The 21,646-nt window shown below is 41.7% G+C and carries 21 protein-coding genes, 2 tRNA genes, 1 rRNA gene and 3 pseudogenes; 16 read left to right on the top strand and 11 right to left on the bottom strand.

The window, feature by feature from the left end:
• Window positions 1-226 precede the first annotated feature (226 nt).
• Window positions 227-937, top strand: a complete 711-nt coding sequence (locus NLP_RS30375) for a hypothetical protein (RefSeq protein WP_104909562.1) — start codon at window positions 227-229, stop codon at window positions 935-937.
• 208 nt (window positions 938-1,145) lie between these two features.
• Here NLP_RS30375 and lspA read toward each other — a convergent pair whose 3' ends face one another.
• Window positions 1,146-1,622, bottom strand: coding sequence for a signal peptidase II (lspA, locus tag NLP_RS30370; RefSeq protein WP_104909561.1), 477 nt, complete (start codon window positions 1,620-1,622; stop codon window positions 1,146-1,148).
• A gap of 149 nt (window positions 1,623-1,771) precedes the next feature.
• Window positions 1,772-2,359: a biotin transporter BioY gene (locus NLP_RS30365; protein ID WP_104909560.1), complete on the bottom strand. Its 588-nt coding sequence runs from the start codon at window positions 2,357-2,359 to the stop codon at window positions 1,772-1,774.
• A gap of 595 nt (window positions 2,360-2,954) precedes the next feature.
• Between NLP_RS30365 and pstS the strand changes: the two genes are divergently transcribed.
• The 5 genes from pstS to NLP_RS30340 all read left to right on the top strand — a co-directional run bounded on the left by pstS (window position 2,955) and on the right by NLP_RS30340 (window position 7,396).
• Window positions 2,955-4,136 carry a phosphate ABC transporter substrate-binding protein PstS gene (pstS, locus tag NLP_RS30360; RefSeq protein ID WP_104909559.1) on the top strand — a complete coding sequence of 394 codons (1,182 nt, stop codon included), beginning with the start codon at window positions 2,955-2,957 and terminating at the stop codon, window positions 4,134-4,136.
• 142 nt (window positions 4,137-4,278) lie between these two features.
• Complete coding sequence (gene pstC, locus NLP_RS30355) at window positions 4,279-5,229, top strand: phosphate ABC transporter permease subunit PstC (protein WP_104909558.1); 951 nt, start codon at window positions 4,279-4,281, stop codon at window positions 5,227-5,229.
• A gap of 19 nt (window positions 5,230-5,248) precedes the next feature.
• Window positions 5,249-6,130: a phosphate ABC transporter permease PstA gene (pstA, locus tag NLP_RS30350; RefSeq protein ID WP_104909557.1), complete on the top strand. Its 882-nt coding sequence runs from the start codon at window positions 5,249-5,251 to the stop codon at window positions 6,128-6,130.
• Window positions 6,131-6,187: 57 nt separating this feature from the next.
• Complete coding sequence (pstB, locus tag NLP_RS30345) at window positions 6,188-6,994, top strand: phosphate ABC transporter ATP-binding protein PstB (RefSeq protein ID WP_104909556.1); 807 nt, start codon at window positions 6,188-6,190, stop codon at window positions 6,992-6,994.
• Between the two features lie 120 nt (window positions 6,995-7,114).
• On the top strand, window positions 7,115-7,396 hold the full coding sequence (locus NLP_RS30340; protein WP_104909555.1) for a hypothetical protein: 282 nt from the start codon (window positions 7,115-7,117) through the stop codon (window positions 7,394-7,396).
• A 31-nt stretch (window positions 7,397-7,427) separates the two neighbouring features.
• Here NLP_RS30340 and NLP_RS30335 read toward each other — a convergent pair.
• Window positions 7,428-7,911 (bottom strand): annotated as a pseudogene (locus NLP_RS30335) (Uma2 family endonuclease); the annotation flags it as partial.
• Window positions 7,912-8,025: 114 nt separating this feature from the next.
• On the opposite strand from NLP_RS30335, the pseudogene NLP_RS30330 reads away from it, so the two are divergent.
• Window positions 8,026-8,250 (top strand): annotated as a pseudogene (locus NLP_RS30330) (IS630 family transposase); the annotation flags it as partial.
• A gap of 153 nt (window positions 8,251-8,403) precedes the next feature.
• Here the strand turns inward: NLP_RS30330 and NLP_RS30325 are convergent.
• Both NLP_RS30325 and NLP_RS30320 read right to left on the bottom strand, forming a co-directional pair.
• Window positions 8,404-8,868 (bottom strand): DUF29 domain-containing protein, encoded by a 465-nt coding sequence (locus NLP_RS30325; RefSeq protein WP_104909554.1) that lies wholly within the window; start codon window positions 8,866-8,868, stop codon window positions 8,404-8,406.
• 151 nt (window positions 8,869-9,019) lie between these two features.
• Complete coding sequence (locus NLP_RS30320) at window positions 9,020-9,616, bottom strand: glyoxalase-like domain protein (protein WP_104909553.1); 597 nt, start codon at window positions 9,614-9,616, stop codon at window positions 9,020-9,022.
• A 196-nt stretch (window positions 9,617-9,812) separates the two neighbouring features.
• Between NLP_RS30320 and NLP_RS30315 the strand changes: the two genes are divergently transcribed.
• Together NLP_RS30315 and NLP_RS30310 are read left to right on the top strand one after the other, a co-directional pair.
• Entirely contained in the window at window positions 9,813-10,448 is a 636-nt protein-coding gene (locus tag NLP_RS30315) for an RNA polymerase subunit sigma-70 (protein ID WP_104909552.1), read from the top strand.
• 93 nt (window positions 10,449-10,541) lie between these two features.
• Window positions 10,542-11,621: a tetratricopeptide repeat protein gene (locus NLP_RS30310; protein ID WP_104909551.1), complete on the top strand. Its 1,080-nt coding sequence runs from the start codon at window positions 10,542-10,544 to the stop codon at window positions 11,619-11,621.
• Between the two features lie 140 nt (window positions 11,622-11,761).
• On the opposite strand, the gene NLP_RS30305 is transcribed toward NLP_RS30310, so the two are convergent.
• From NLP_RS30305 to hisG, 3 genes are all read right to left on the bottom strand, one after another.
• Window positions 11,762-12,463, bottom strand: coding sequence for a hypothetical protein (locus NLP_RS30305; RefSeq protein ID WP_104909550.1), 702 nt, complete (start codon window positions 12,461-12,463; stop codon window positions 11,762-11,764).
• A gap of 338 nt (window positions 12,464-12,801) precedes the next feature.
• Window positions 12,802-14,256: a sensor histidine kinase gene (locus tag NLP_RS30300; protein WP_104909549.1), complete on the bottom strand. Its 1,455-nt coding sequence runs from the start codon at window positions 14,254-14,256 to the stop codon at window positions 12,802-12,804.
• 521 nt (window positions 14,257-14,777) lie between these two features.
• Window positions 14,778-15,422 (bottom strand): ATP phosphoribosyltransferase, encoded by a 645-nt coding sequence (hisG, locus tag NLP_RS30295; protein ID WP_104909548.1) that lies wholly within the window; start codon window positions 15,420-15,422, stop codon window positions 14,778-14,780.
• Between the two features lie 76 nt (window positions 15,423-15,498).
• On the opposite strand from hisG, the gene rppA reads away from it, so the two are divergent.
• Entirely contained in the window at window positions 15,499-16,197 is a 699-nt protein-coding gene (gene rppA, locus NLP_RS30290) for a two-component system response regulator RppA (RefSeq protein WP_104909547.1), read from the top strand.
• Window positions 16,198-16,243: 46 nt separating this feature from the next.
• Here rppA and NLP_RS30285 read toward each other — a convergent pair whose 3' ends face one another.
• Together NLP_RS30285 and NLP_RS30280 are read right to left on the bottom strand one after the other, a co-directional pair.
• A complete protein-coding gene (locus NLP_RS30285) occupies window positions 16,244-16,426 on the bottom strand; it encodes an FAD-dependent oxidoreductase (protein ID WP_234017124.1) in 183 nt (60 codons plus the stop codon).
• 532 nt (window positions 16,427-16,958) lie between these two features.
• A complete protein-coding gene (locus tag NLP_RS30280) occupies window positions 16,959-17,990 on the bottom strand; it encodes a 1-acyl-sn-glycerol-3-phosphate acyltransferase (RefSeq protein ID WP_104909546.1) in 1,032 nt (343 codons plus the stop codon).
• Window positions 17,991-18,055: 65 nt separating this feature from the next.
• Here NLP_RS30280 and NLP_RS35705 point away from each other — a divergent pair, with 65 nt between their 5' ends.
• From NLP_RS35705 to NLP_RS30260, 3 genes are all read left to right on the top strand, one after another.
• On the top strand, window positions 18,056-18,199 hold the full coding sequence (locus tag NLP_RS35705; protein ID WP_104909545.1) for a helix-turn-helix domain-containing protein: 144 nt from the start codon (window positions 18,056-18,058) through the stop codon (window positions 18,197-18,199).
• Between the two features lie 256 nt (window positions 18,200-18,455).
• On the top strand, window positions 18,456-18,659 hold the full coding sequence (locus NLP_RS30265; RefSeq protein WP_104909544.1) for a hypothetical protein: 204 nt from the start codon (window positions 18,456-18,458) through the stop codon (window positions 18,657-18,659).
• A gap of 33 nt (window positions 18,660-18,692) precedes the next feature.
• Window positions 18,693-19,100 (top strand): transposase, encoded by a 408-nt coding sequence (locus NLP_RS30260; RefSeq protein ID WP_267894899.1) that lies wholly within the window; start codon window positions 18,693-18,695, stop codon window positions 19,098-19,100.
• A gap of 286 nt (window positions 19,101-19,386) precedes the next feature.
• Here the strand turns inward: NLP_RS30260 and NLP_RS30255 are convergent.
• Window positions 19,387-19,476: pseudogene (locus NLP_RS30255) on the bottom strand (carboxylating nicotinate-nucleotide diphosphorylase); the annotation flags it as partial.
• 313 nt (window positions 19,477-19,789) lie between these two features.
• Between NLP_RS30255 and NLP_RS30250 the strand changes: the two are divergent.
• From NLP_RS30250 to NLP_RS30240, 3 genes are all read left to right on the top strand, one after another.
• A 16S ribosomal RNA gene (locus NLP_RS30250) occupies window positions 19,790-21,278 on the top strand.
• Between the two features lie 135 nt (window positions 21,279-21,413).
• Window positions 21,414-21,487, top strand: a tRNA-Ile gene (locus NLP_RS30245).
• An 83-nt stretch (window positions 21,488-21,570) separates the two neighbouring features.
• A tRNA-Ala gene (locus NLP_RS30240) sits at window positions 21,571-21,643 on the top strand.
• The last annotated feature ends 3 nt before the right edge of the window (window positions 21,644-21,646 follow it).

Raw genomic sequence — 21,646 nt, 5'->3', positions numbered from 1 at the left:
TCTCAAAGCCTTATCTAAGCTAGTATTAATAGTTCTATAACTAGAACTATAAGATTTCCTTTGTATTTTTTAAGACTAGTTATAAATAAACAACTGATTTAAATTTTACCAATTTTACATATCCACATATATTGAAACAAACTTAAATATCTTCATTTAGGAAGATATTCTAAATCTTAATTATCTGCTTTAATAGGGCGAGTGTTCAGTTGAGGTTAATTTCAGAATGATGGGAAAATCTCTGACCCTGATTGGTACAGCTTTATCTTTGGCACTTACCACTAACATTGCTGTAGCCGAATCCAGTAAATCCCCCATAGCCCAGTCTAGTAGCGACTCCACTAGCACACCAACGGAAATCAAGATGTCGCCAGAAGGTATGAAAATTCTGTGCGATCATTTTCCGCTCAACTCACGCTGTTCCGGCGGCACAGCAGCCACCCCTAGCGCTCCTGCGCCTAACGCTCCTGGTAGCACTACAGTACCAGGAGGAACTACAACGCCTGATAGCACCACCACTCCTGATAGTACAACTACACCAGGAACCACCCCTCCTGAATCTGGCACTCCTGAAACCACTCCAGCACCAGGAAGCGTTACTCCAACCACACCAGAAGGCGCACCTAGCAACTTAACTCCAGCACCAGGAAGCGTTACTCCAATCACACCAGAAGGCGCACCTAGCAACTTAACTCCAGCACCAGGAAGCTCTACCACACCTGAAGGCGCACCTAGCAACCTAACTCCAGCACCAGGAAGCGTTACTCCAACCACACCCGAACAACCTGGCACTCCTGGCAGCTCTACCGAACCAGGTAGCTCTACTACTCCTGAACAACCTGGCACTCCTGGCACTCCTGGCAGCAGTATTGAACCAGGTAGCTCTCCCAGTACTCCTGGCTCTATTTCGCCAAAAACTCCTACCACAGGTAATTAAATAAAAAGCTGCGGCATAATCTAAATACTAGTTTGCCATCAGCGATTGTCGGTGCATCTTTCTTGAACTCTTGCACCAGTTATGCAAACTGGTGTCAGATGACAAATAAAAATTGATAAAACCTTATACGTAAAGTCTTCGCATATAAGACTGAGCAAGGGTTTCACTAAGTCAATAGCCTGGGATTAATCATCCCAGGCTTAATAGTTTAATGGGATCTGCCAGTTGGAGTTGGTGTTTTTTGCAAAGAAGCAATTAACAGGCAAACAATACCGATACTAATAAATGAATCTGCCACATTAAATACAGCAAAGTTAATTAGGCGAAAATCAAGAAAATCAACGACATAGCCTAAAACAAAACGATCGATACCGTTGCCCATAGCTCCACCTAAAATTAAGCCATAGCCTAACTGATCCCATAAATTTAATGTTGGGCCAATTAGCGCCAACGCTATCAAGACTAAACTCACTCCTAAAGATAGCCAGCGCAACCACTCTACTTTTCCACTTAACAGACTAAAAGCCGCACCAGTGTTAGTGACATAGGTGAAGTGAAATATCCCAGGTAATAGTGGTAGTGTCTGCCCCAAGCTAAAGCTTTGTACTACCCAGTACTTTGTTATTTGGTCTAAGAAAAAAGTGATGAAGGCAGCGATCCAGAAAAGACGATTTTTTAAATGCATGGCAAATTAGTCATTGGTCATTGGTCATTGGTCATTGGTCATTGGTCATTGGTCATTGGTCATTGGTCATGAGCTTTTGACAAAGCGCAAAGTCTGAGCGCCGGAAGCCGGCGCTCAGAACTTTGTAAGAGAGGACAAATAACAATGAACTAATAAAACATTAAGTGACGCAATATATATGCTATTACAGTAACTGCACAGACCACAGTTAGTTGACCTGGTAGTGCAAACCAGGAATATTTAAGGATTGCTTGCATCAAGGATAGATTTTCTGTGCCTTTCCAATGAAAAAGATAGCTAATAATCAAATAAGTAATACCGCAGATGTGGAGAGTTAACAAGCCACAGACGCAACTAAAGGCAAGAGTTTCTAGTCGAGGTCTGGCTTTAAAGGCAACTAAGCCACAAATCCAAGCTCCAGGAATAAAGCCTAGTAGATAGCCAAACCAAGATAGCTTGACATAACCAATACCGCCGCCATCGGCAAATACTGGTAATAAGGTTAACCCCATAACTAAATAGGCAATTTGCGAAAGCGCACCTGCATTTTTGCCCCCTAAACAACCCACCAACAATACTGCGCCAATTTGAAAAGTGACACCTAAAGGAAAAGTCTGAATTCCGTGCTGACTCCAAGTCCAAGGTAAGGTGATGCCATAAACTTCTAAGAAGGTACCACCCATTGTCAGGAGTAAGCCAATCATAGACCATAGTAATTGATTGGAAGCAGCAAACATTTATTAGGCAACCAAGGAAAAGCAAAAGGGAAAACCAACAGCAACTAGTATATTCATTAATATTGAAATGAAATTTGTGCTTACATCTTAAGAACTAGCATATTTTCTTTTGCCTTTTTGGTATGTAATTTTTCAGTTCTACGAATTGCAACTGAGGTGTCTATTATCTGATTTTCTTAGCTGAAGCGTGCTGTGAATTCTGGTGTTTAACCTAAAACAAGGTAAAATTGACATTCATTATTTATATTAGTATTTATACTAGTTTTGCAGAGCAGTGGCTAAATTTGGCTACAAAGTGTTTAATGCTTAATCTTAATTAATATTAATCTATTTTTTTTTATAACTTGACCAACGAAATTACACTAACAATAAAGTTTTGTAAATGAGTACAACAAACTTACTGTAGTCATATTTCTATCTTCAACCTAAAGCAAGAGTATAAAATTTATCAATCAAATCTAGAAACAAGGGTTTGCTCTTCATCAAAAAAACAAGTATTTTTATTGCTTTGTTAACCTTTCGTTAATCTCTATTGTTGTTCTTTGGGAGTATCTTAGAAACGCTCACCTGAAAAGTTACTAAAAAATTGATAGCGATGCTCTCACGTCTTAGTGCAATAAAAACTCATCGCCTCACAGGTTCAATTTCAGTGTTAGCACTGACAATCAGCCTAGCAGCTTGTGGCGGACAGCAAACACCAGATAGTACAGCCACCAAAGATACGCCTTCTGGTACTGCTACAGATACTACTGCCTCTAGCCCAGCTAAATTAGACCTTGGCGGAACCGTAAAGTTAAGCGGAGCTGGTGCGTCTTTTCCGGCACCACTGTACGATACCTGGTTCACAGATTTAAACAAAAAATATCCCAATCTGCAAGTTGACTATGCATCAGTTGGTAGCGGTTCTGGAGTTGAACAATTTATCAAAGGCACTGTAGACTTTGGTGCCAGCGATGTTGCAATGAAGGATGAAGAAATCCAAAAAGTACCAGCAGATAGAGGTGTTATTTTACTGCCTGTGACTGCTGGTAGCATCGTGTTGGCTTACAACTTGCCTGATGTTCCAGAACTTAAGCTCCCACGAGCCGTTTACGCCGATATTCTACTAGGCAAAATCACGTCTTGGGATGATGCCCAAATTGCCAAGGCTAACCCAGGTGCAAAGCTTCCGAAAGAGTCAATCACAGTTGTTTATCGTTCCGATGGTAGCGGAACTACGGGTGTGTTCACAAAACACCTCAGCGCTATCAGCCCTGAGTGGAAAAGTAAAGTTGGTGAAGGTAAAACTGTCAACTGGCCTAAGGGAGTGGGTGCTAAAGGTAACGAGGGTGTTACTGCCCAAATCCAGCAAACTCAAGGTTCCATTGGTTATGTCGAGTATGGCTATGCCAAACAAAATAGTCTCAAGTTTGCTGCTTTGGAAAATAAAGGCGGTAAGTTTGTTGTAGCTAGTGAGGAGTCAGCTTCTAAAACTCTCGAATCAGTAGCTCTACCCGCAAATCTCCGCTCCTTCATTTCCGATCCTGACGGGGCTGATTCCTATCCCATCGTCACTTACACCTGGATTTTGGCTTACAAGAAATATCCCAATGCGGCAAAAGCCAAAGCGATTGAAGCTGCGATCGAATACGCTTTAACTGATGGACAGAAGCAGGCTAGTGCATTAGGATATGTTCCTTTACCCTCAAATGTTATTACAAAGGTGGCTGCTGCTGCTGACCAAATCAGCCCAGAGTATAAAATTTCTGTCGCCAGTGGTAATAGTGCTAGCAAGTAAGCAATCAAACACGCTTATTCAGTAGTAACTTTGAACACAGAGTTACTATTGTATCAGTTTAAATAGATGATGAGGCAACAATTTTACCAATCTGGATTGCCTCCCATATTTTTCTCTGATTTCATTCTAAAAGTCGGTATTCATGACTACAAATTCTCAAAATCTGTCATCAGCGATGAAAAATCGCTCTGACGCCGAAAAATCCTTAGATTTGGGTTTTATTTGGCTGACTAAAATTTTCGCTTTTGGAGTTGCTGGGACTCTATTATGGATCGGGTCGCAGGTTGCAATTGCTTCTTGGCCTGCTATCCAAAAGTTTGGTGCTAGCTTTTTAGTCAACACCACTTGGAACCCGGTTAATGATAGCTACGGAGTTCTACCTCAAATCTATGGAACTCTCGTGAGTTCTTTTATTGGTTTGCTGATAGCAGTACCAATTGGGGTTGGTACTGCTATTGTACTGAGCGAGGATTTTTTGCCCGCTAAAGTGAAACTGGTACTGGTTTTCGCAGTAGAACTGCTCGCAGCTATTCCCAGCGTTGTCTACGGCGTGTGGGGTATTTTCGTTTTAGTGCCAATCTTAACCAATTTGGGAAAATGGCTCAATGGTTACTTTGGCTGGCTGCCATTTTTTAGTACTTCTCCTACAGGCCCAGGAATGTTGCCGGCGGGAGTCATTTTAGCGATTATGATTTTGCCCATCATCACAGCCTTATCCCGCGATGCCTTGATTTCTGTACCCCCAAGTTTGCGCCAAGCCTCTATCGGACTAGGAGCAACACGCTGGGAAACGATTTTACAAGTTCTTATCCCAGCAGCCTTTTCGGGCATAGTGAGTGCTGTGATGCTGGGACTTGGGCGGGCAATGGGAGAAACAATGGCTGTAACGATGTTAATTGGAAACTCCAACAATATCAGTCTCTCTCTTTTAGCACCAGCCAATACAATTTCTTCTCTACTAGCAAATCAATTCTCAGAAGCGAGTGGTTTGCAAGTTGCGGCTTTAATGTACGCGGCTTTAATTTTATTTTTTTTGACACTGGTAGTCAATATTCTGGCAGAGTTGATCGTTCTGAGAGTCAAGCGAATATAGCTTAGTTTTGGGTTAAATTATGACTTCTAATTTTCCAGAGCGCAGTTTAACTCGCTCCCCCACGTCTCAAAGGACACTGTTTAATACAGTGATGACTGTAGTCGCATTTATCTGCGGAGTATTGGCACTTTTACCTTTGCTAGCAGTGCTTTCTTACGTGATTATTAAAGGTTTTAGCAGTCTGAATCTGGCCGTGTTTGTGGAATTGCCACCCAAAGCTCTCCAAAAGGGAGGAGGCTTTGGTAATGCAATTTTAGGCACCCTGCTGATGGTAGGAATTGCTGCCTTGATTAGTATCCCCTTTGGAGTTTTAGGGGCGATTTACATCACAGAATTTAGTTCGGCGAAAGTAGCTAGATGGGTGCGTTTTGCGGCTAACGTCCTTAGTGGAGTCCCTTCAATTATTGCTGGGGTATTTGCCTATGGGATTGTAGTTTTGACAATGGTAAAGTTGAACTTAGGATCGTATTCAGCTCTAGCTGGAGGGTTTGCACTGGCAATTTTAATGTTGCCAATTATTCTGCGAACTACTGATGAAGCCTTGCAGTTAGTATCGCAAGATTTGCGACAAGCATCTGTAGGGTTGGGAGCGACTAACTTTCAAACGGTGAGTCAAGTAGTCTTACCAGCAGCTTTACCAGCTATTGTAACTGGGGCAACGCTAGCGATCGCCAGAGCATCTGGAGAAACCGCACCTTTGCTATTTACTGCCCTATTTTCTAACTTTTGGCCAGATGGTTTATTCCAACCAACAGCTTCTCTGGCTGTTTTAGTTTACAAATACGCCATTTCTCCGTTTAAAAATTGGCAATCTCTAGCTTGGGCAGCATCTTTAATTTTGGTATTGATGGTTTTAATCACAAGTATCATCGCTCGCTGGGCAACTCGCAAAAAAGCTTAGTAAGCAATCATCCACAGTGCAAATCCCGATCGCTTAAACTAACACTAAATTTAATTTATGGCTACCAACACTAGGACAGTGAATGACACTGAAACCGTTTTACGCACTGAAAATCTCAATGTTTACTATGGCAAGTTTTTAGCATTACAGAATATTTGGCTAGATATACCGAAAAATCAGGTTACTGCTTTTATCGGCCCTTCTGGTTGTGGTAAAAGTACGTTGTTGCGATGCTATAACCGTCTCAATGACCTGATTGAGTCATTTCGGGCAGAAGGTAAAATACTTTTTTACGATAAAAATTTGTACGCGTCCGACATCGACCCTGTAGAAGTGCGTCGGAGAATTGGGATGGTGTTTCAAAGACCAAACCCATTTCCCAAATCAATTTATGACAATATTACTTTTGGAGCCAAAATCAACGGCTATAAAGGTAATTTGGATGAATTGGTAGAAAGCAGTCTCAGAAAAGCAGCTTTGTGGGATGAAGTCAAAGATAAACTACAGCAAAGTGGCTCATCTTTATCTGGTGGACAACAACAACGGTTATGTATTGCTCGCGCGATCGCAGTACAACCTGAAATTATACTGATGGATGAACCTTGCTCCGCTCTTGACCCCATTTCTACCTTGCGTGTTGAAGAACTGATTCACGAACTTAAAGAGCAATATACTATTGTCATTGTCACCCATAACATGCAGCAAGCAGCGCGTGTTTCTGATAAGACAGCCTTTTTTAATGTTCGGACTTCTGAAACAGGAACCCGTAATGGCTATATGGTAGAGTATGATGCAACAGAAGTAATTTTCAACAATCCTCAGCAGGAAGATACCAGAGATTACGTCAGCGGCAAATTTGGATAAATAAATATTTTACATTGTTGATATTAAAGCAATGAGGGATATTCGGAAATTAAAGCTGCGCGATATTCCTCTATGTTTTTTATTTGAAGGATTTTTTCCTCCCCAACAAATCTTATCTCCATGTTGTCTGAAGTCTATTATTTGGTGCGTTCAAAAACTGACGGAAATTATCTTATAGCTCGTCCTGATGCTGAAACATCGGGCTATTTATTGCTGTTTCAAGAAAACTTTGATGCCCTTAGCTATCTCAACACCCACGCAGCAGAAGTGGCAAATCGCTTTGCTGTGGAATCTATTGCGCGTACACAGTTGGGAAATTTGCTCAAACGCTGGGGTTTTAGCGGTGTGGGTATTGTGACTGACCCGTTATTGCCCAAAGTTGAGTTTTTACAGCACAATTAACTAATTCGTAATTCGTAATTCGTAATTTTTATTAATTAAATAATTGTGCGTAGGCATAGTCCGTCGTAGACATCGCACAAGTAAAATTAGGCAATATGGGTGAACTCAATTCATTACCATTGAATAACGTAGCAACTAACTTTAAACTTGCTTGTTCGCGCCGATATACTTCCACCTGTTGCTTGCGCCAATCTACAATCCAATATTCTCTGACACCTCGTGATTAGTAGAGCTTAAGTTTTAGTTCTCTGTCCCGCTTTTCGTTTTCACTACCAGCAGATAACACCTCTACAACCAATTCTGGCGCACCAGTCTAAATGTCCCGCCTCGTCTAAAAGTAAAGGCAATCTCTCGTTGCTAGCCCAAACAACATCGGGAATAACATTATCATTATCGCTAAAAATTATTCCTGGAGCCGTCACAACTTCTCCTAGACCAGTAATTTGTGACCAGTTATCCAAGGAAGTGCTAATTCTGACACAGGTTTTTTGATGCTTCCAATGAGGCGCTCTACTTGGACAAAATCTGAATTACACCGTCAAGAAATTCTGGTGAAATCTATTGGTATCTACCAAAAAATGGTGCAAGCTTGCATCAATGCTGGACAAATAGAAAAAGCCTTTGAATACTCAGAGCGATGGAAAATTCACTGTGTCCGGTTTGCTCCCAATTGTCCGTCACAAAATCCAATTGAGGATATTTGGTTGCAGGCTAAAACTTGGGTTCGACGTTTTTGTGCTTTAGTGCCTTCGTTTTCTCATTTAAAGTGGATGTTTGAGTGGTTTATCCAAAATACTGCCTTTGATTTTATGTCTCTCCAGATGTACGGAGCTTTTTCAAAAATCAAATACTAATCCTAGACTGTTAATATAAAAAGTACCGTAAAGTGTTAAGTCAAATTTATGACATAAAAAATTCGACAGAGGAATTTCCCTTTTCACATACTCATTACTGGGCTGCTTTTATTTGCCACGGTTTACGGTGAGAAAATAATAGTATTGGGGCAATTACTCGCCCTGTTCATCAACCTGATTAAAATTTGGTAATAATTTAGGATTCAAAGTTTGGTCTAAAGTGTAGGGACAGATTTCTGGAAAAACATTTTCACCCAACTCAGTTTCTCGAATCGCTAAAGCCAAACCTAGTTCATAAACACTGAAGAAAACTTCATCGAGATAGGGTTTCAAACTAGGGCTATCTTGCAGAAGCAGTTTAATTTGAACACGTTGCTCTCGAATTGTACCCAACCAGCTATTGCTACGTTTTTCAGGTTGAAATTGCCATTTTAGTAGATGTCCTAGCAATACTCCCAGCCGATTTCGCAATTCTTGCCGTTCTCTTCTGCCCAAAGTTTCAATTTCTTCAATCAGGTTAACTGTATCTAATTGTTCCCACTGTTGAGTTTTGAACAAGCTAACCTGCTTTTGCGTCCAATCATAGAAATCTGTTTCATATAGGTGAGATGTATACATTTTTTCCACTTTATTTACACCTATTTACTTACCTACCCCTGCGGTAACGCTTGCACCAAAATCCAAAATCTAAAAATAAATATTGGGTTTAGCGATGCTTACGGTAGCAAGCTACGCCAAACCCAACCTCAAATAATCTAAAATCTCAGAACTAATTTGCTACCTCAGCTACTTCAATGACTCGCCCTTCATAGTCCTTGACTAAAAAGTTCAGGGGTTTCTGGTTACGAATCTTCAATTTCAAACCGCGCGTTTCGACTCGCATTAAAATCATTTCCAGGCAGTCGTGGTCAAAACAAACGTGGCGTTGCTGATTTTTGCTACCTAAACTTGCACCAGTAATGACGTGTAGCTGGGTGTTTTTCTTCAATTGATACCACAGCCCATCGTTAGCATTATTCATCATTTTGCTAGACAAGCTCGGGCCAGTAGACATATATAACGGATCGATGCCAGTTGCGCCTATAGTTTGTTCGTAGTTGTAGTAGTAGTGCAATGGCACCTCAGCTGCTGGCAAATCTAGCAGCCCTTCATACAATTGTCGGGCAATCTCCAAATCTGACACCATTACAGTGTGTACTTTTGGGGCACTGGTGAGAAACATCCACATAGCACCAGCGTAAGCTGCTAGTAGCATCACCATAATGCCTTGGGTGGAGAACAGGCTATCTAAGGGCAGGGAAGGCAGAAAGGAGCCTAAAGTAAGGGGACTGAGCAGGAACGATATGACACTAACTGCTATAACCATGAACAAATAAGGATTCTTTAAGAGAGTTGATTTTATGATTGTCGATTAAGACTAAAATTAAGTCCTTGTTTCTAGTTTATCAATACTCAAGTAGTCTGAGTCTCATCTACAAACTGAGCAACACCAAGATATTATGCGATTAACTAGGGGAGTGCAATTCCCAAAACTATTTTAACAACTATCAACTCCAAGACTTGTGCAAATTCCTCATTTTCCCGAAGCTAATCACCCACTGGTGAAATCGCTGTTCCATCACAGTGACCATGAACTACTGACTCTGTTTCAGCGCTATCCAGATGCTGGAAAGTACTTTACGGTGATTTTTTGCCGCTATAGCCCCATAGTTTACACCTTAATTCGGCATTCGGCGCGATCGCCTGTGCAAGCAGATTATCTGTTTGCCCTCACCTGGCGACATATATATTACGAACTCGGTGGACTAAAGTTAACTGACTCTGAATCAGGTGAAGAAGCTTTGACCATGCAGAATTGGTTAATTAATATGACAGCTTTCTGTATAAATGAGATTAAACTACCACCCACAGAAGCAATTCATTATTCTCTGCAAGCGACTTCGCCGCCGCTATGGTGCTATGTAGAACAGGCGTTAGACCAACTACCACCAGTTTTACGATTAATTGTATTAATGGCTCAAACTTTCCACTGGAGTGAAACTAGAATCGCTGCTTATCTACAAGCTGAAGGAGAAGCGATCGCTCCTAATGAAGTAGCCAATTTTCTCCAAGAAGGCTATCGTATGCTAGAGGACAAATTGCCCACAGATATCCGCACCATATACTTTGGGGAAGATTTATTTAAATCAAAAACTTAAGTACAAACGCGTATATTCATTGTCTTCAATTTAAAACATTAAAACTTCTTCTTAGACCTTCTACTTAAACCCGCAACTTTACGGGTAATTTTTATGAAACAACGGCTTGTATTTCCCTGCCAAAAGCTAGGCTTAATTTGTGTAGGTGCGATTTCTTGTCCCCAGGTACTTTTACACAGCTTTTTATTGTTAGCTTTTTTGCTGAGTCCTGTAGCGGGTGCGGTTGATATTACCGAACAACTCCATCGCCCTTTAAATAATTCTGTTGGGCGACAATCAAGAGATGAAGCAGACGGTTTGCTGCGTATTGCTGAACAAGAATACGCTTCAGGACATGGCGACAAAACAATTACGTCTTGTTTGCGGGCATTGGAACTATATCATTCCATTGGCGACTTGAAAGCACAAGGTCTAACGTACAATTTGCTTGCTAAGGCTTATGTGCAGCTTGGTAATTCAAAAGAGGCGGAAGATGCTTTCAGAAGAGGATTAGCGATCGCTCGTGATACTAAAGACTTCCAATCTCAGATTTTTGTGCTGAATAATATCGGTACATATCTGCTGCAACAAGGCGAATCTGTTGCTGCTGGTAAAACAGTTGAAGATGCACTGACAATTGCTCGCAGTGTCAAAAATATTGAAGGTGAAGGACTGTCTTTAAGTAATTTAGGTTTGGTAAGTGCCAGGTTGGGAGATTATAACAAGGCGATTAAACTGTACGAAAATGCTTTAATTTTCCGCCGTCAGACTGGCGATGCTATTGGTGAAGCAAATACCTTAAATAATTTAGGAGATGCTTATTTAGCATCTGGAAATTATCAAGATACCATTGCTACTTATGGTGAAGTAATGCAGACAGCTAAAACCAACCGTGATCGCACTAATCAATTACGGGCAATTGACGGTTTAGTTACGGCTCACACTGCTGTAGGACGTTACGAACGCGCCTTTGACTTACTAGAGCAGCGTTTAGCACTCGCTAAAGAATTACAAAATTTACGCGAAGAATTAAAATCTTTTGAATCTTATGCTCAGTTATATAAGCAACAAGGTAATTATTTAACTGCCCGCAATTTTTACGAAAGGGCAATTATACTGGCGCGGACATTGCAAGACAGCAAACAAGAAGTGCAATTGCTGGATCAGTTAACTAAAATGCTTCAGCGAAAGTAGTTAAAAGGGCGGTTGGAAACCACGTCTACACAGGCAAAATCGACCTACCTGGGTTATAAAAGCTTGATTTTCTCTAGCCCAGGTCGGTGTAGCTCTTATTTATGTAGCCGTAAATGACCTTCGCCCTAATTCTAAATTAATTAATTCAAGAACACTGAACCATTTCGTTCAATTCTCATTGTACTTCTACCCTGTGTTGCATTGGTGGCTTCCTTGAATGTAACTTCCAAATTTCCTGGCTCTGAAGCAGCTTGTGGAGTCACTATCAACTGTCCGCCATCTTCTCGTTCAAATGTTACTGTTACTGGTGCTTTTAAAGCTTGGAGTGTTACATCTGACTTACCTTGTAGCGATCGCGGTGCCGTATCGCCAATCACTTGGAAAGTTATATTAGTCGCAGTATTATTAACTAACTTGATATTAACCGTACCATTAGTAATTGCGATCGTCGCATTGGGGGTTTGCCGTGGTTCTACTTGTGGTTGTTGGTCAGTAGAAACCGCAGGTGGTGAAGGCTGTTGAGTTCGATCGCCAGGAATTGGGCGTGCTGGTCTAGCACCTGGTTGTGGTGGTACGGGAGACACTTGCCCTTCAGCCGGAGGAACTGGTTGTGGTAGTGTGACACCTGATTCTGGTGATCCGGGAGCTTGAGAGCGGTTGTAGGGTGGTTCGCTAAAAATGCTGGGACTTGGGTTTAGTGTTGAAGAAGTAGCTCCTGGCTCTTTAACAGTGGGAGTAGATTCTTGTGCGAAAGCTCGAGTAATTACTGGCAGACTAATTAGCAATCCCCCACAAAGAGCGCCAAATAACTTGCTAGACTTGCGGAAATTTTGAGACTTCATATTTGTTCTTAACTCCTAAAAAAACTTCAACTTTTTTTCTTACAAAGTATTTCTTCAACCGGAAATTAAATTAGGTTTTATCGGTCGTTGAGTACATCTAACTATTTAACAAACGACTAGATTTATTGCATCTAGCTAAGGATACGGAAATCATTTAAAAAAATGAAAATATTTCATTCTCAAGATTTAAAGTCTTACATCATTGTCATTAAGCACATTTGTGTAATAGTCAAATTCAATATACTGCTAAAAAATAAATTTTCTCGCTAATAAATAAAGTCAATTTTAATGATTTAAAATCTTACATCTATCACAGGAAAGAAAAATTTATTAGCAAATTAAGACTCAAGAGTTATTGGTAAAGTGATAGTAAAGGTAGTGCCAATGCCTTGGGTACTTTCAACTTGAATATGACCGTGATGATGTTCGACAATAGCTTGAGCGATCGCTAATCCCAATCCTGAACTAGTAGCGCTGGCTGTAGCTGTATTCCCCGTCCTATGAGTACGTGCCGGATCTACTCGATAAAAGCGATCAAACAAGCGTGGTAATGCTTCGGCTGGAATTCCGACTCCGGTATCACTCACCTTAACTTGCAACTGGGCACTGGTGTTACGTAGTCCAGAAACACGATTTATTCCCTCTATCCGCGCTAACTCCACTTTCACTCGTCCACCTGCTGGAGTGTAATGCAAAGCGTTAGCAATTAAATTTGTGAACAACCGCACCAATTGATCCCAATTACCTACAAGAGTAAACCAATTTTCCAGTAATTCGGGGCTAGTTTCAGAAATAGGAGGATCGACTGAGTTTAGAGAAAGGGCGATTTTTTTCTCAGGGACTAACAATTGTTGTTCTTCAACCACCTCTATTAGCAAAGCGTCCAACGGACAAGGTGAAAAAGTATCTTTGCTAATACCACTATCCTGTCGGGCTAGGAAGAGTAAATCATTGACTAACTTACCCAAACGCTGCGTTAACCGTTCCACCACCTTTAACTGTTGTCGATATTGCAAAGAAGTAGTCGTTTCTGTCTCTGCTAAATCCAAGTCAGCAAGCGCAACTTGCACATTAGTTTGAATCAAAGTGATAGGACTTCTAAGTTCGTGGGAAGCATCAGCAGTGAATTGTTTAAGACGTTGATAAGACTCACCCACTGGTTCCATCGCTTTACCCGAAAGAAACCAACCACTTGCGCCTACGGAAAGCACCATTAACCCAATACCTAATGCCAAATCAAAAATTAACTGGCGACTAGGTTTAGTAACTTCAAACCAGGGATGACTAACACGCAGATATCCTAATACTTGTCGTCTCACTTCTACGCGTTGGGTGACTTGTCGTAATAAGAGTGGGGAGTTAGGAATTTTAAATTTTGAATTTTCACTCTCCCCCTTGACTATGCGCACAGTTTCACCAGTGCGATTGACACGAATGGCAATATTTAGGGGTTCAGATAGCGTTGACCAAAGTAATTTACCATTTGGACTAAACCATTCTAGGTCGATGTGGTCATCTTCTACAGTCTCGGTATTATTACCAAAACTGGCTTCTACATTAATGCGAAATTTATCTGCATCAGTATTAATTGGCTCAAATATGAGTGTAGATGCACAGCCACTAGTTGTAAGGCAACGCTCCACTATTTCCACTACATGGTTAAGGGTGTCATCAATCCGCTCAATCAGTGTAGTACGAACGTATAAATAAACGCCACTGGCAAACAGTAGCAGTAATACAGCAGTGACAGCAGTGTACCAAATTGCAAGACGGCGGCGAGTAGCCTGAAACATATTTTCACCTACTTCTTTTAACTGAATATCATCAGATTACATGTTAAGAATAATTAAAAAATAATTTTTATTATCAACGGTTTTGTCCCAAATCATACTACTTATTTTTTTAGCGATCGCATCAAATTTTAACGCTCAAAAAAATATTACTTTGTCTGCCAAAATAATATAAATATAACTTTGATTCAATTTGCTGAGGGTTTAAGAAAAAAATTTAATCTTTGTATGCGGGAAGTTTCTACAAGTCTTATGCAACAAAAAGTAAGAATTTTTAAAACCTAGTTTTTAGCCATAAATTATACCAATTTGAAAAAAGAATGCGGCAAATAGACATTCATTTGTAGAGACGCGATTTATCGCGTCTTTACCCAAAGATGTGTTGCAATCATTAATCAAATTGGTATAACAGTTGAGTATTTTTTATCTACAAGTTACTTGAATACAAGATGCTGTAAGAACGAATAGTACAGCGTTAACTAGGAACGAGCATCTAAAGAAGCGTTATTACGAATCACATGATATTAAACCCCTACCAAAACGGACTCCCGCAGCTTGCCAATCACATCACTCAGATTACCCGTATTCAGGCGGTAACTCAGGGGATGGGCAATCAACCGCGCCGTGCTTTGATACAGACTAGCAATTTCAATCAAACCATTTTCACGCAAAGTTCGCCCTGTAGAAACCAAATCTACGATCGCTTCTGACATTCCAGTAATTGGGCCTAATTCCACTGAACCATACAACGGCACTATTTCCACAGGTAAATCCAGACTATGGAAATATTCACGAGCGCAATTCACATATTTTGAAGCAACTCTACCATGCGGTGGTAAATCTAAAGGCGATCGGTAAGAACTTGATGCTTTTACCGCTACTGACATTCGACAATGACCAAACTGCAAATCTACCAAGTGGGCAACTTGCGGCTGCTTCTCCCGTAACACATCGTAACCAACAACCCCTAGTTGTGCTTGACCATATTCCACATAAACAGGCACATCTTGCGCCCGCACCAGTAAAGCTTTTGCAACTCCCTTAGTATCAGGAATTTGAAGTTGGCGAGTTCCTGAATCTAAAAAAGCACTAAAATCTAATCCGACAGCTTGTAGCAAGCGGATGCTATTTTTAAGTAGTTCCCCTTTTGGCAATGCAACAGTCAACATTTTTTGTATTGGTATCCTTAGCATCTTGGCAGTTGAATAATATTGAGAATATCTCTATATGCTTACCACAAGCAGTATGAGAATTTTATTAGTTGATGATGAAGTTGAACTAACTCAACCCTTGAGCCGCTTGTTAACTCGTGAGGGTTACGCTGTAGATGCCGTTTATGATGGGACATCTGGCAGCGAACTTGCACAAGCAGGCAGTTATGACCTACTTATTTTAGATTGGATGCTGCCAGGAAAAACGGGTTTAGAGATTTGTCAGGAATTGCGACGCCAAAGCAAAACCACTCCCGTTCTGTTTCTCACAGCTAAAGATACTCTAGATGACCGCGTACAAGGTTTAGATGCTGGTGCTGATGACTATTTGGTTAAACCTTTTGAACTGCGGGAGTTACTAGCGAGAGTCCGTGCTTTATTGCGTCGTTCCGGTTCCCAAACCTATGAAACCACCACTGGACGTTTAACCGTTGCTGATTTAGAACTCGATAGTGAAAATCAAGTAGCCTATCGCCAAGGACGAATAATTGAGTTATCGCAAAAAGAAAGTCAGTTGTTGCAATACTTTATGGAACATACTGGACAACTTCTGACTCATGCCCAGATTATGCAAAATTTGTGGCAAGAGTCAGAACTACCCAGTAGTAATGTAATTGCGGCATTAATTCGTTTGTTGCGGCGTAAGATTGAGGTAGGTAAAGAAACTGCACTGATTCACACAGTCTACGGTAAAGGCTATCGTTTCGGTGCTTCTTCAGTGGAGTCAGTTTAGCCGCCTGCTTTCGACTCACAAAGATTTGGTTAATTGTTTAGAAGAATCATTGATATTTTTCAGTCTTTGCGACTGTTAATCCTGGGTAAGTTCGAGATTTTTCCCAAACACCACCAAGTCCTTTTTGTTTCTCAAAGACAGTAACATCGTAGCCTTCTTCGACAAAAGTTTTAGCTGTTACCAGACCGCTAATTCCAGCCCCAATCACGCAAATTTGTTTGATTTCCATTCTTTTTTAAGTAAATTCTCAAATAATTTCTGCAAAGATGAATTTATAGTAATTCACGCACAAGTATCAAAAAAAGAATGGCTATAATTTTGCCGCTGATTGATAAGTTTTACTTAAGCTGTGGTAACGACGACATAAGCATTTGCCACAAGTAGATAAGCATTCGTAACAAAACAGTTTGTGTTGGTAACGAACGCATAAGTTGTCGTTACTAAGGGATAAGCATTCGTGACGAAACAGGTTATGTTGGTAACGAACGCATAAGTTGTCGTTATTAACGGATAAACATTTTTAACGAAACAGGTTATGTTGGTAACGAACGGACAAGCTGTGGTAGGAACAATAACTTCATTCCTAACAACACGTCCATACAGCATTACCAATGTTATCAACGATTTTCTCTAGTGGCTTAGTCAACAGTATAGTGGCGATCGCACTCACAACAACCATCACCGTCCCAGCTTTTAATAGCTTTCATTTAATTGAACCACATCGTAAATCGGTTATAATCAACCAATTTCAGCTTGTACTATTAAGATTTACCCAAAAACTGATTAATTTGAAGTTGCAGTTTTTCTCGTAATTGTTGCGCCTGCTGATAGGCTGCTGCACGCCCTTGCTTTGAGTGGTTATCCAATCCTGCTGGTTGCAAAGGGCCAATAAAGTAACGCAAACGAGTTCTCATTGCCCAAACTCCCATTGAGGGAAACAGAAGTAAGGCAAACATCAAAGGCGACAAAGGTAAGAATGGTAGTTTGACTAGTCGTTGCAATTTGGTGAAATTAATAGCCCAAGGATGCAGAGATTCACTACCGATGCAAACTACTGGCAGAATCGGAATATGATAGCGATCGCTCAACTGAATAAAACTCACATCAAACTTTTCTAGTTGATAGCGTCTTCTCCAACCTTTCAAAGGGCCGCGGATACCTTCGGGTGCATATAAGAGAGTTTTACCTTGAGCAATTGCTGACTCAAAATCATTTAATTCGGCTCGCACACCACCTAAAACCTGCGACCATTGAGGTGGTAGCCACCAATTCACCCAAGGATGCTCAAATAATACTGGATTTGCTATGGGTTGTACTACCCATCCTTTGGCTTCACTTAATAAATAACCTAAGGTTAAAAAGTCCCAAGGAAAACACATCCCAGCATGATTCATTGCTACAATTAATGGCCCTATTGGCGGCAAGTTTTCAACTTGTTGTAACTCTCCCCGAAAATAGTATTTAACGATGGGACCCAGAATTTCTTTGCGAAAAGCTTGTTGATATTTGGAATCGAATTCACCAACTTCTTTTCGGGGTGAACGAAAACCCAGACGCAACCAGCGACTCAGCAACGCTAAATAAAATCCACCAGGAATTAAAAATAATCCATACTCTAGCCAATTCCAACCATCTGGATCTGTGTGATAGTACTGCCAATGGCGATTGAATAAAATTAGCCACCCTGAAGGATACCAAAGACAAAACCAATCAAACCAGTTAAATATATAGCCTTCACCTGGTGCATTTTCTAGTTGACTGTTTAATAAATTTTCGGAGTGTTGATTAATCAAAACAGTTAAAGATTAGGATTAGGCAAAAAAAAATTATTAAAAGTACATCATAATTTTTTAGTTTTGTGACTGGCATCTTACCATATTCAGATTTAATCCGTGAACTTCGGCAGCAACTCGATCTCTCTCAAGAAAAGTTTGCAGCCAAGTTAGGAGTTTCCCTACGAACAATCTATAGCGGTTATCAGTTGAGGGCAATACAGACCTAACCCCCAGCCCTTTCCCTATAAGGGAAGGGGAGTAAGATTCCATTCCTCTCTCCTAAAAGGAGAGAGGAATGGAAGTGAGGTCAAACTGTATTGCATTCAAACGAGAACCGCTATAATCGCTGGGAGAACGGATCTACAGTGCCTTCACAGATGGCACTAAAGCTGATTGAAGAAATGTTAGAGAAGATGGACCAAGCAGGCAAAAGATTAGTGAACGAGTATCTCCCAAAATCGGAGCAACGGGAGGACTCTTAAGATGATGGTGAAAGTACCTGAAAAAATTTTCATGATGCGTTCTTGGTTCATAGCTTTTAGTGTGATGATTTTAGCAGTCATAACGGCACTGCTGTTGACAAAAATCTTACTAGCAGTTTTTGATCCAAGCATATTTACATTATTTTATGCTGTTGTAGCAGTTAGCGCTTGGTATGGCGGTATGAGGCTGCTTCGATGCAGGTAAAAAAATTTGCATGACGTAAGCGGCACATAATCATTGATACCAAGGGGAAAGCTTATTGTTGTGGTAATCACAGCTGCTTCGGTAAGTGAGCAAGCGGGCGCAAAACAAGCTCTATCAAAGCTTAATCAAATACGCCTAGGCGTAGCCCGCCGTAGGCATCGCATGGGTAGATTAATTCGGATTTGGGTTGATGGTGGCTATCGCGGTCAAGATTTTACGCACTGGGTGATGGATGTTTATCGCTGGCTGTGGAGCGTTATTACACGCTCTGAAGAACAGAAGGGTTTTGTTGTTCTTCCAAAACAGTGGTTGGTTGAAAGAACTTTTGGTTGGTTCAATTGGTCTCGCCGACTAAGTAAAGACTATGAGATTTTACCTGAAACGACAGAGGCTTTTATTTACGTTGCAATGATTCGTTTAATGTTAAAGCAACTTGCATGATGAAAATTACCTATCTAAAACTTTTCAGACATCCTCTTAGAATTAACCCAAGTCAGAACGGCAAAATTATACCTTCAGCGACTTTTAAAACATTGTCTTACATGGAACTGAATTTTTCTGAGCAGTTACAGCAAAGACCTTAAGACATTTTACCTATCTTTATACTTTATATATGGACACAGAAGCAGACAGGCAAACGTGGGTAAAAAACAATTGGGCGTTAGATAGCATCTGTCAGACTGAAGCGCAAAGGAATTGGTCTATAAATAATTTATGCTCTAGAAAAGCGATCGCCCCTGCCAATATCCTCCACCAACCAGGCACGCAAAAGAGGATCTAAAACCAGCCAGGGAGGCAAAACACTAGAATTGCTCACAAATTAAAATGCTTCCTTAGAGACTTCCAGGAATACTATAGTCTAAAACCCTTAGGTTACAAGGATTTTATAGCGATATAGAAACAGTCCAAAAGAATTTTTGGAAAAATAGTTGACAAGCTTAAGGAGGTTCGCTATATTGAATAAGTGCTGGAAGCGGAGCGCGAAAAAGCGACGCTTAAAGAACACCGAACCTTGAAAATATTATAGTTTGAAAGCGATTATACAGCAAGTGGATTGCGTCAAGCAAATAAAAAATAACTAAGCTGAAGTTAAAAAAGAGCAGCTATAGAGCTAAAAAGCTTTCCAATTCAAAACGGAGAGTTTGATCCTGGCTCAGGATGAACGCTGGCGGTATGCTTAACACATGCAAGTCGAACGAACTCTTCGGAGTTAGTGGCGGACGGGTGAGTAACGCGTGAGAATCTGGCTTCTGGTCTGGGACAACCACTGGAAACGGTGGCTAATACCGGATGTGCCGTAAGGTGAAAGGTTAACTGCCAGAAGATGAGCTCGCGTCTGATTAGCTAGTTGGTAGAGTAAGAGCCTACCAAGGCGACGATCAGTAGCTGGTCTGAGAGGACGATCAGCCACACTGGGACTGAGACACGGCCCAGACTCCTACGGGAGGCAGCAGTGGGGAATTTTCCGCAATGGGCGAAAGCCTGACGGAGCAATACCGCGTGAGGGAGGAAGGCTCTTGGGTCGTAAACCTCTTTTCTCAGGGAAGAACACAATGACGGTACCTGAGGAATAAGCATCGGCTAACTCCGTGCCAGCAGCCGCGGTAATACGGAGGATGCAAGCGTTATCCGGAATGATTGGGCGTAAAGCGTCCGCAGGTGGCAATGTAAGTCTGCTGTTAAAGAGTCTAGCTCAACTAGATACAAGCAGTGGAAACTACATAGCTAGAGTACGTTCGGGGCAGAGGGAATTCCTGGTGTAGCGGTGAAATGCGTAGAGATCAGGAAGAACACCAGTGGCGAAGGCGCTCTGCTAGGCCGTAACTGACACTGAGGGACGAAAGCTAGGGGAGCGAATGGGATTAGATACCCCAGTAGTCCTAGCCGTAAACGATGGATACTAGGCGTGGCTTGTATCGACCCGAGCCGTGCCGTAGCTAACGCGTTAAGTATCCCGCCTGGGGAGTACGCCGGCAACGGTGAAACTCAAAGGAATTGACGGGGGCCCGCACAAGCGGTGGAGTATGTGGTTTAATTCGATGCAACGCGAAGAACCTTACCAAGGCTTGACATGTCGCGAATCCTGGTGAAAGCTGGGAGTGCCTTCGGGAGCGCGAACACAGGTGGTGCATGGCTGTCGTCAGCTCGTGTCGTGAGATGTTGGGTTAAGTCCCGCAACGAGCGCAACCCTCGTTTTTAGTTGCCAGCATTAAGTTGGGCACTCTAGAGAGACTGCCGGTGACAAACCGGAGGAAGGTGGGGATGACGTCAAGTCAGCATGCCCCTTACGCCTTGGGCTACACACGTACTACAATGCTCCGGACAGAGGGCAGCTACCACGCGAGTGCAAGCAAATCCCGCAAACCGGAGCTCAGTTCAGATCGCAGGCTGCAACTCGCCTGCGTGAAGGAGGAATCGCTAGTAATTGCAGGTCAGCATACTGCAGTGAATTCGTTCCCGGGCCTTGTACACACCGCCCGTCACACCATGGAAGCTGGTAGTGCCCGAAGTCATTACTCAAACCGTTCGCGGGGGAGGATGCCTAAGGCAGGACTGGTGACTGGGGTGAAGTCGTAACAAGGTAGCCGTACCGGAAGGTGTGGCTGGATCACCTCCTTTTTAGGGAGACCTACACCCCTCAGAAATCAAAAAACACACAGTTATATAGATTTTGAGTTGGTCTAACCTAGGTCGGTCGCAGACATTTGCAATGCAAAATGTAAAAAGCTTTCAAACTATGATTTGGTTCGATATGGGCTATTAGCTCAGGTGGTTAGAGCGCACCCCTGATAAGGGTGAGGTCCCTGGTTCGAGTCCAGGATGGCCCACCTGAAAGTAATTAGTAATTGCTAATTGGTGATTCGTCGTAATTAACTGCGAATTAAAAATTGCGAATTACGAATTATGATTTGGGGGTTTAGCTCAGTTGGTAGAGCGCCTGCTTTGCAAGCAGGATGTCAGCGGTTCGAGTCCGCTAACCTCCACCT

Origin of the sequence: Nostoc sp. 'Lobaria pulmonaria (5183) cyanobiont' (assembly GCF_002949795.1) — a bacterium.
Lineage (GTDB): Bacteria > Cyanobacteriota > Cyanobacteriia > Cyanobacteriales > Nostocaceae > Nostoc.
Note: the sequence above shows the minus strand (reverse complement) of the source record. Positions and strands in the feature narration are given on the sequence as shown.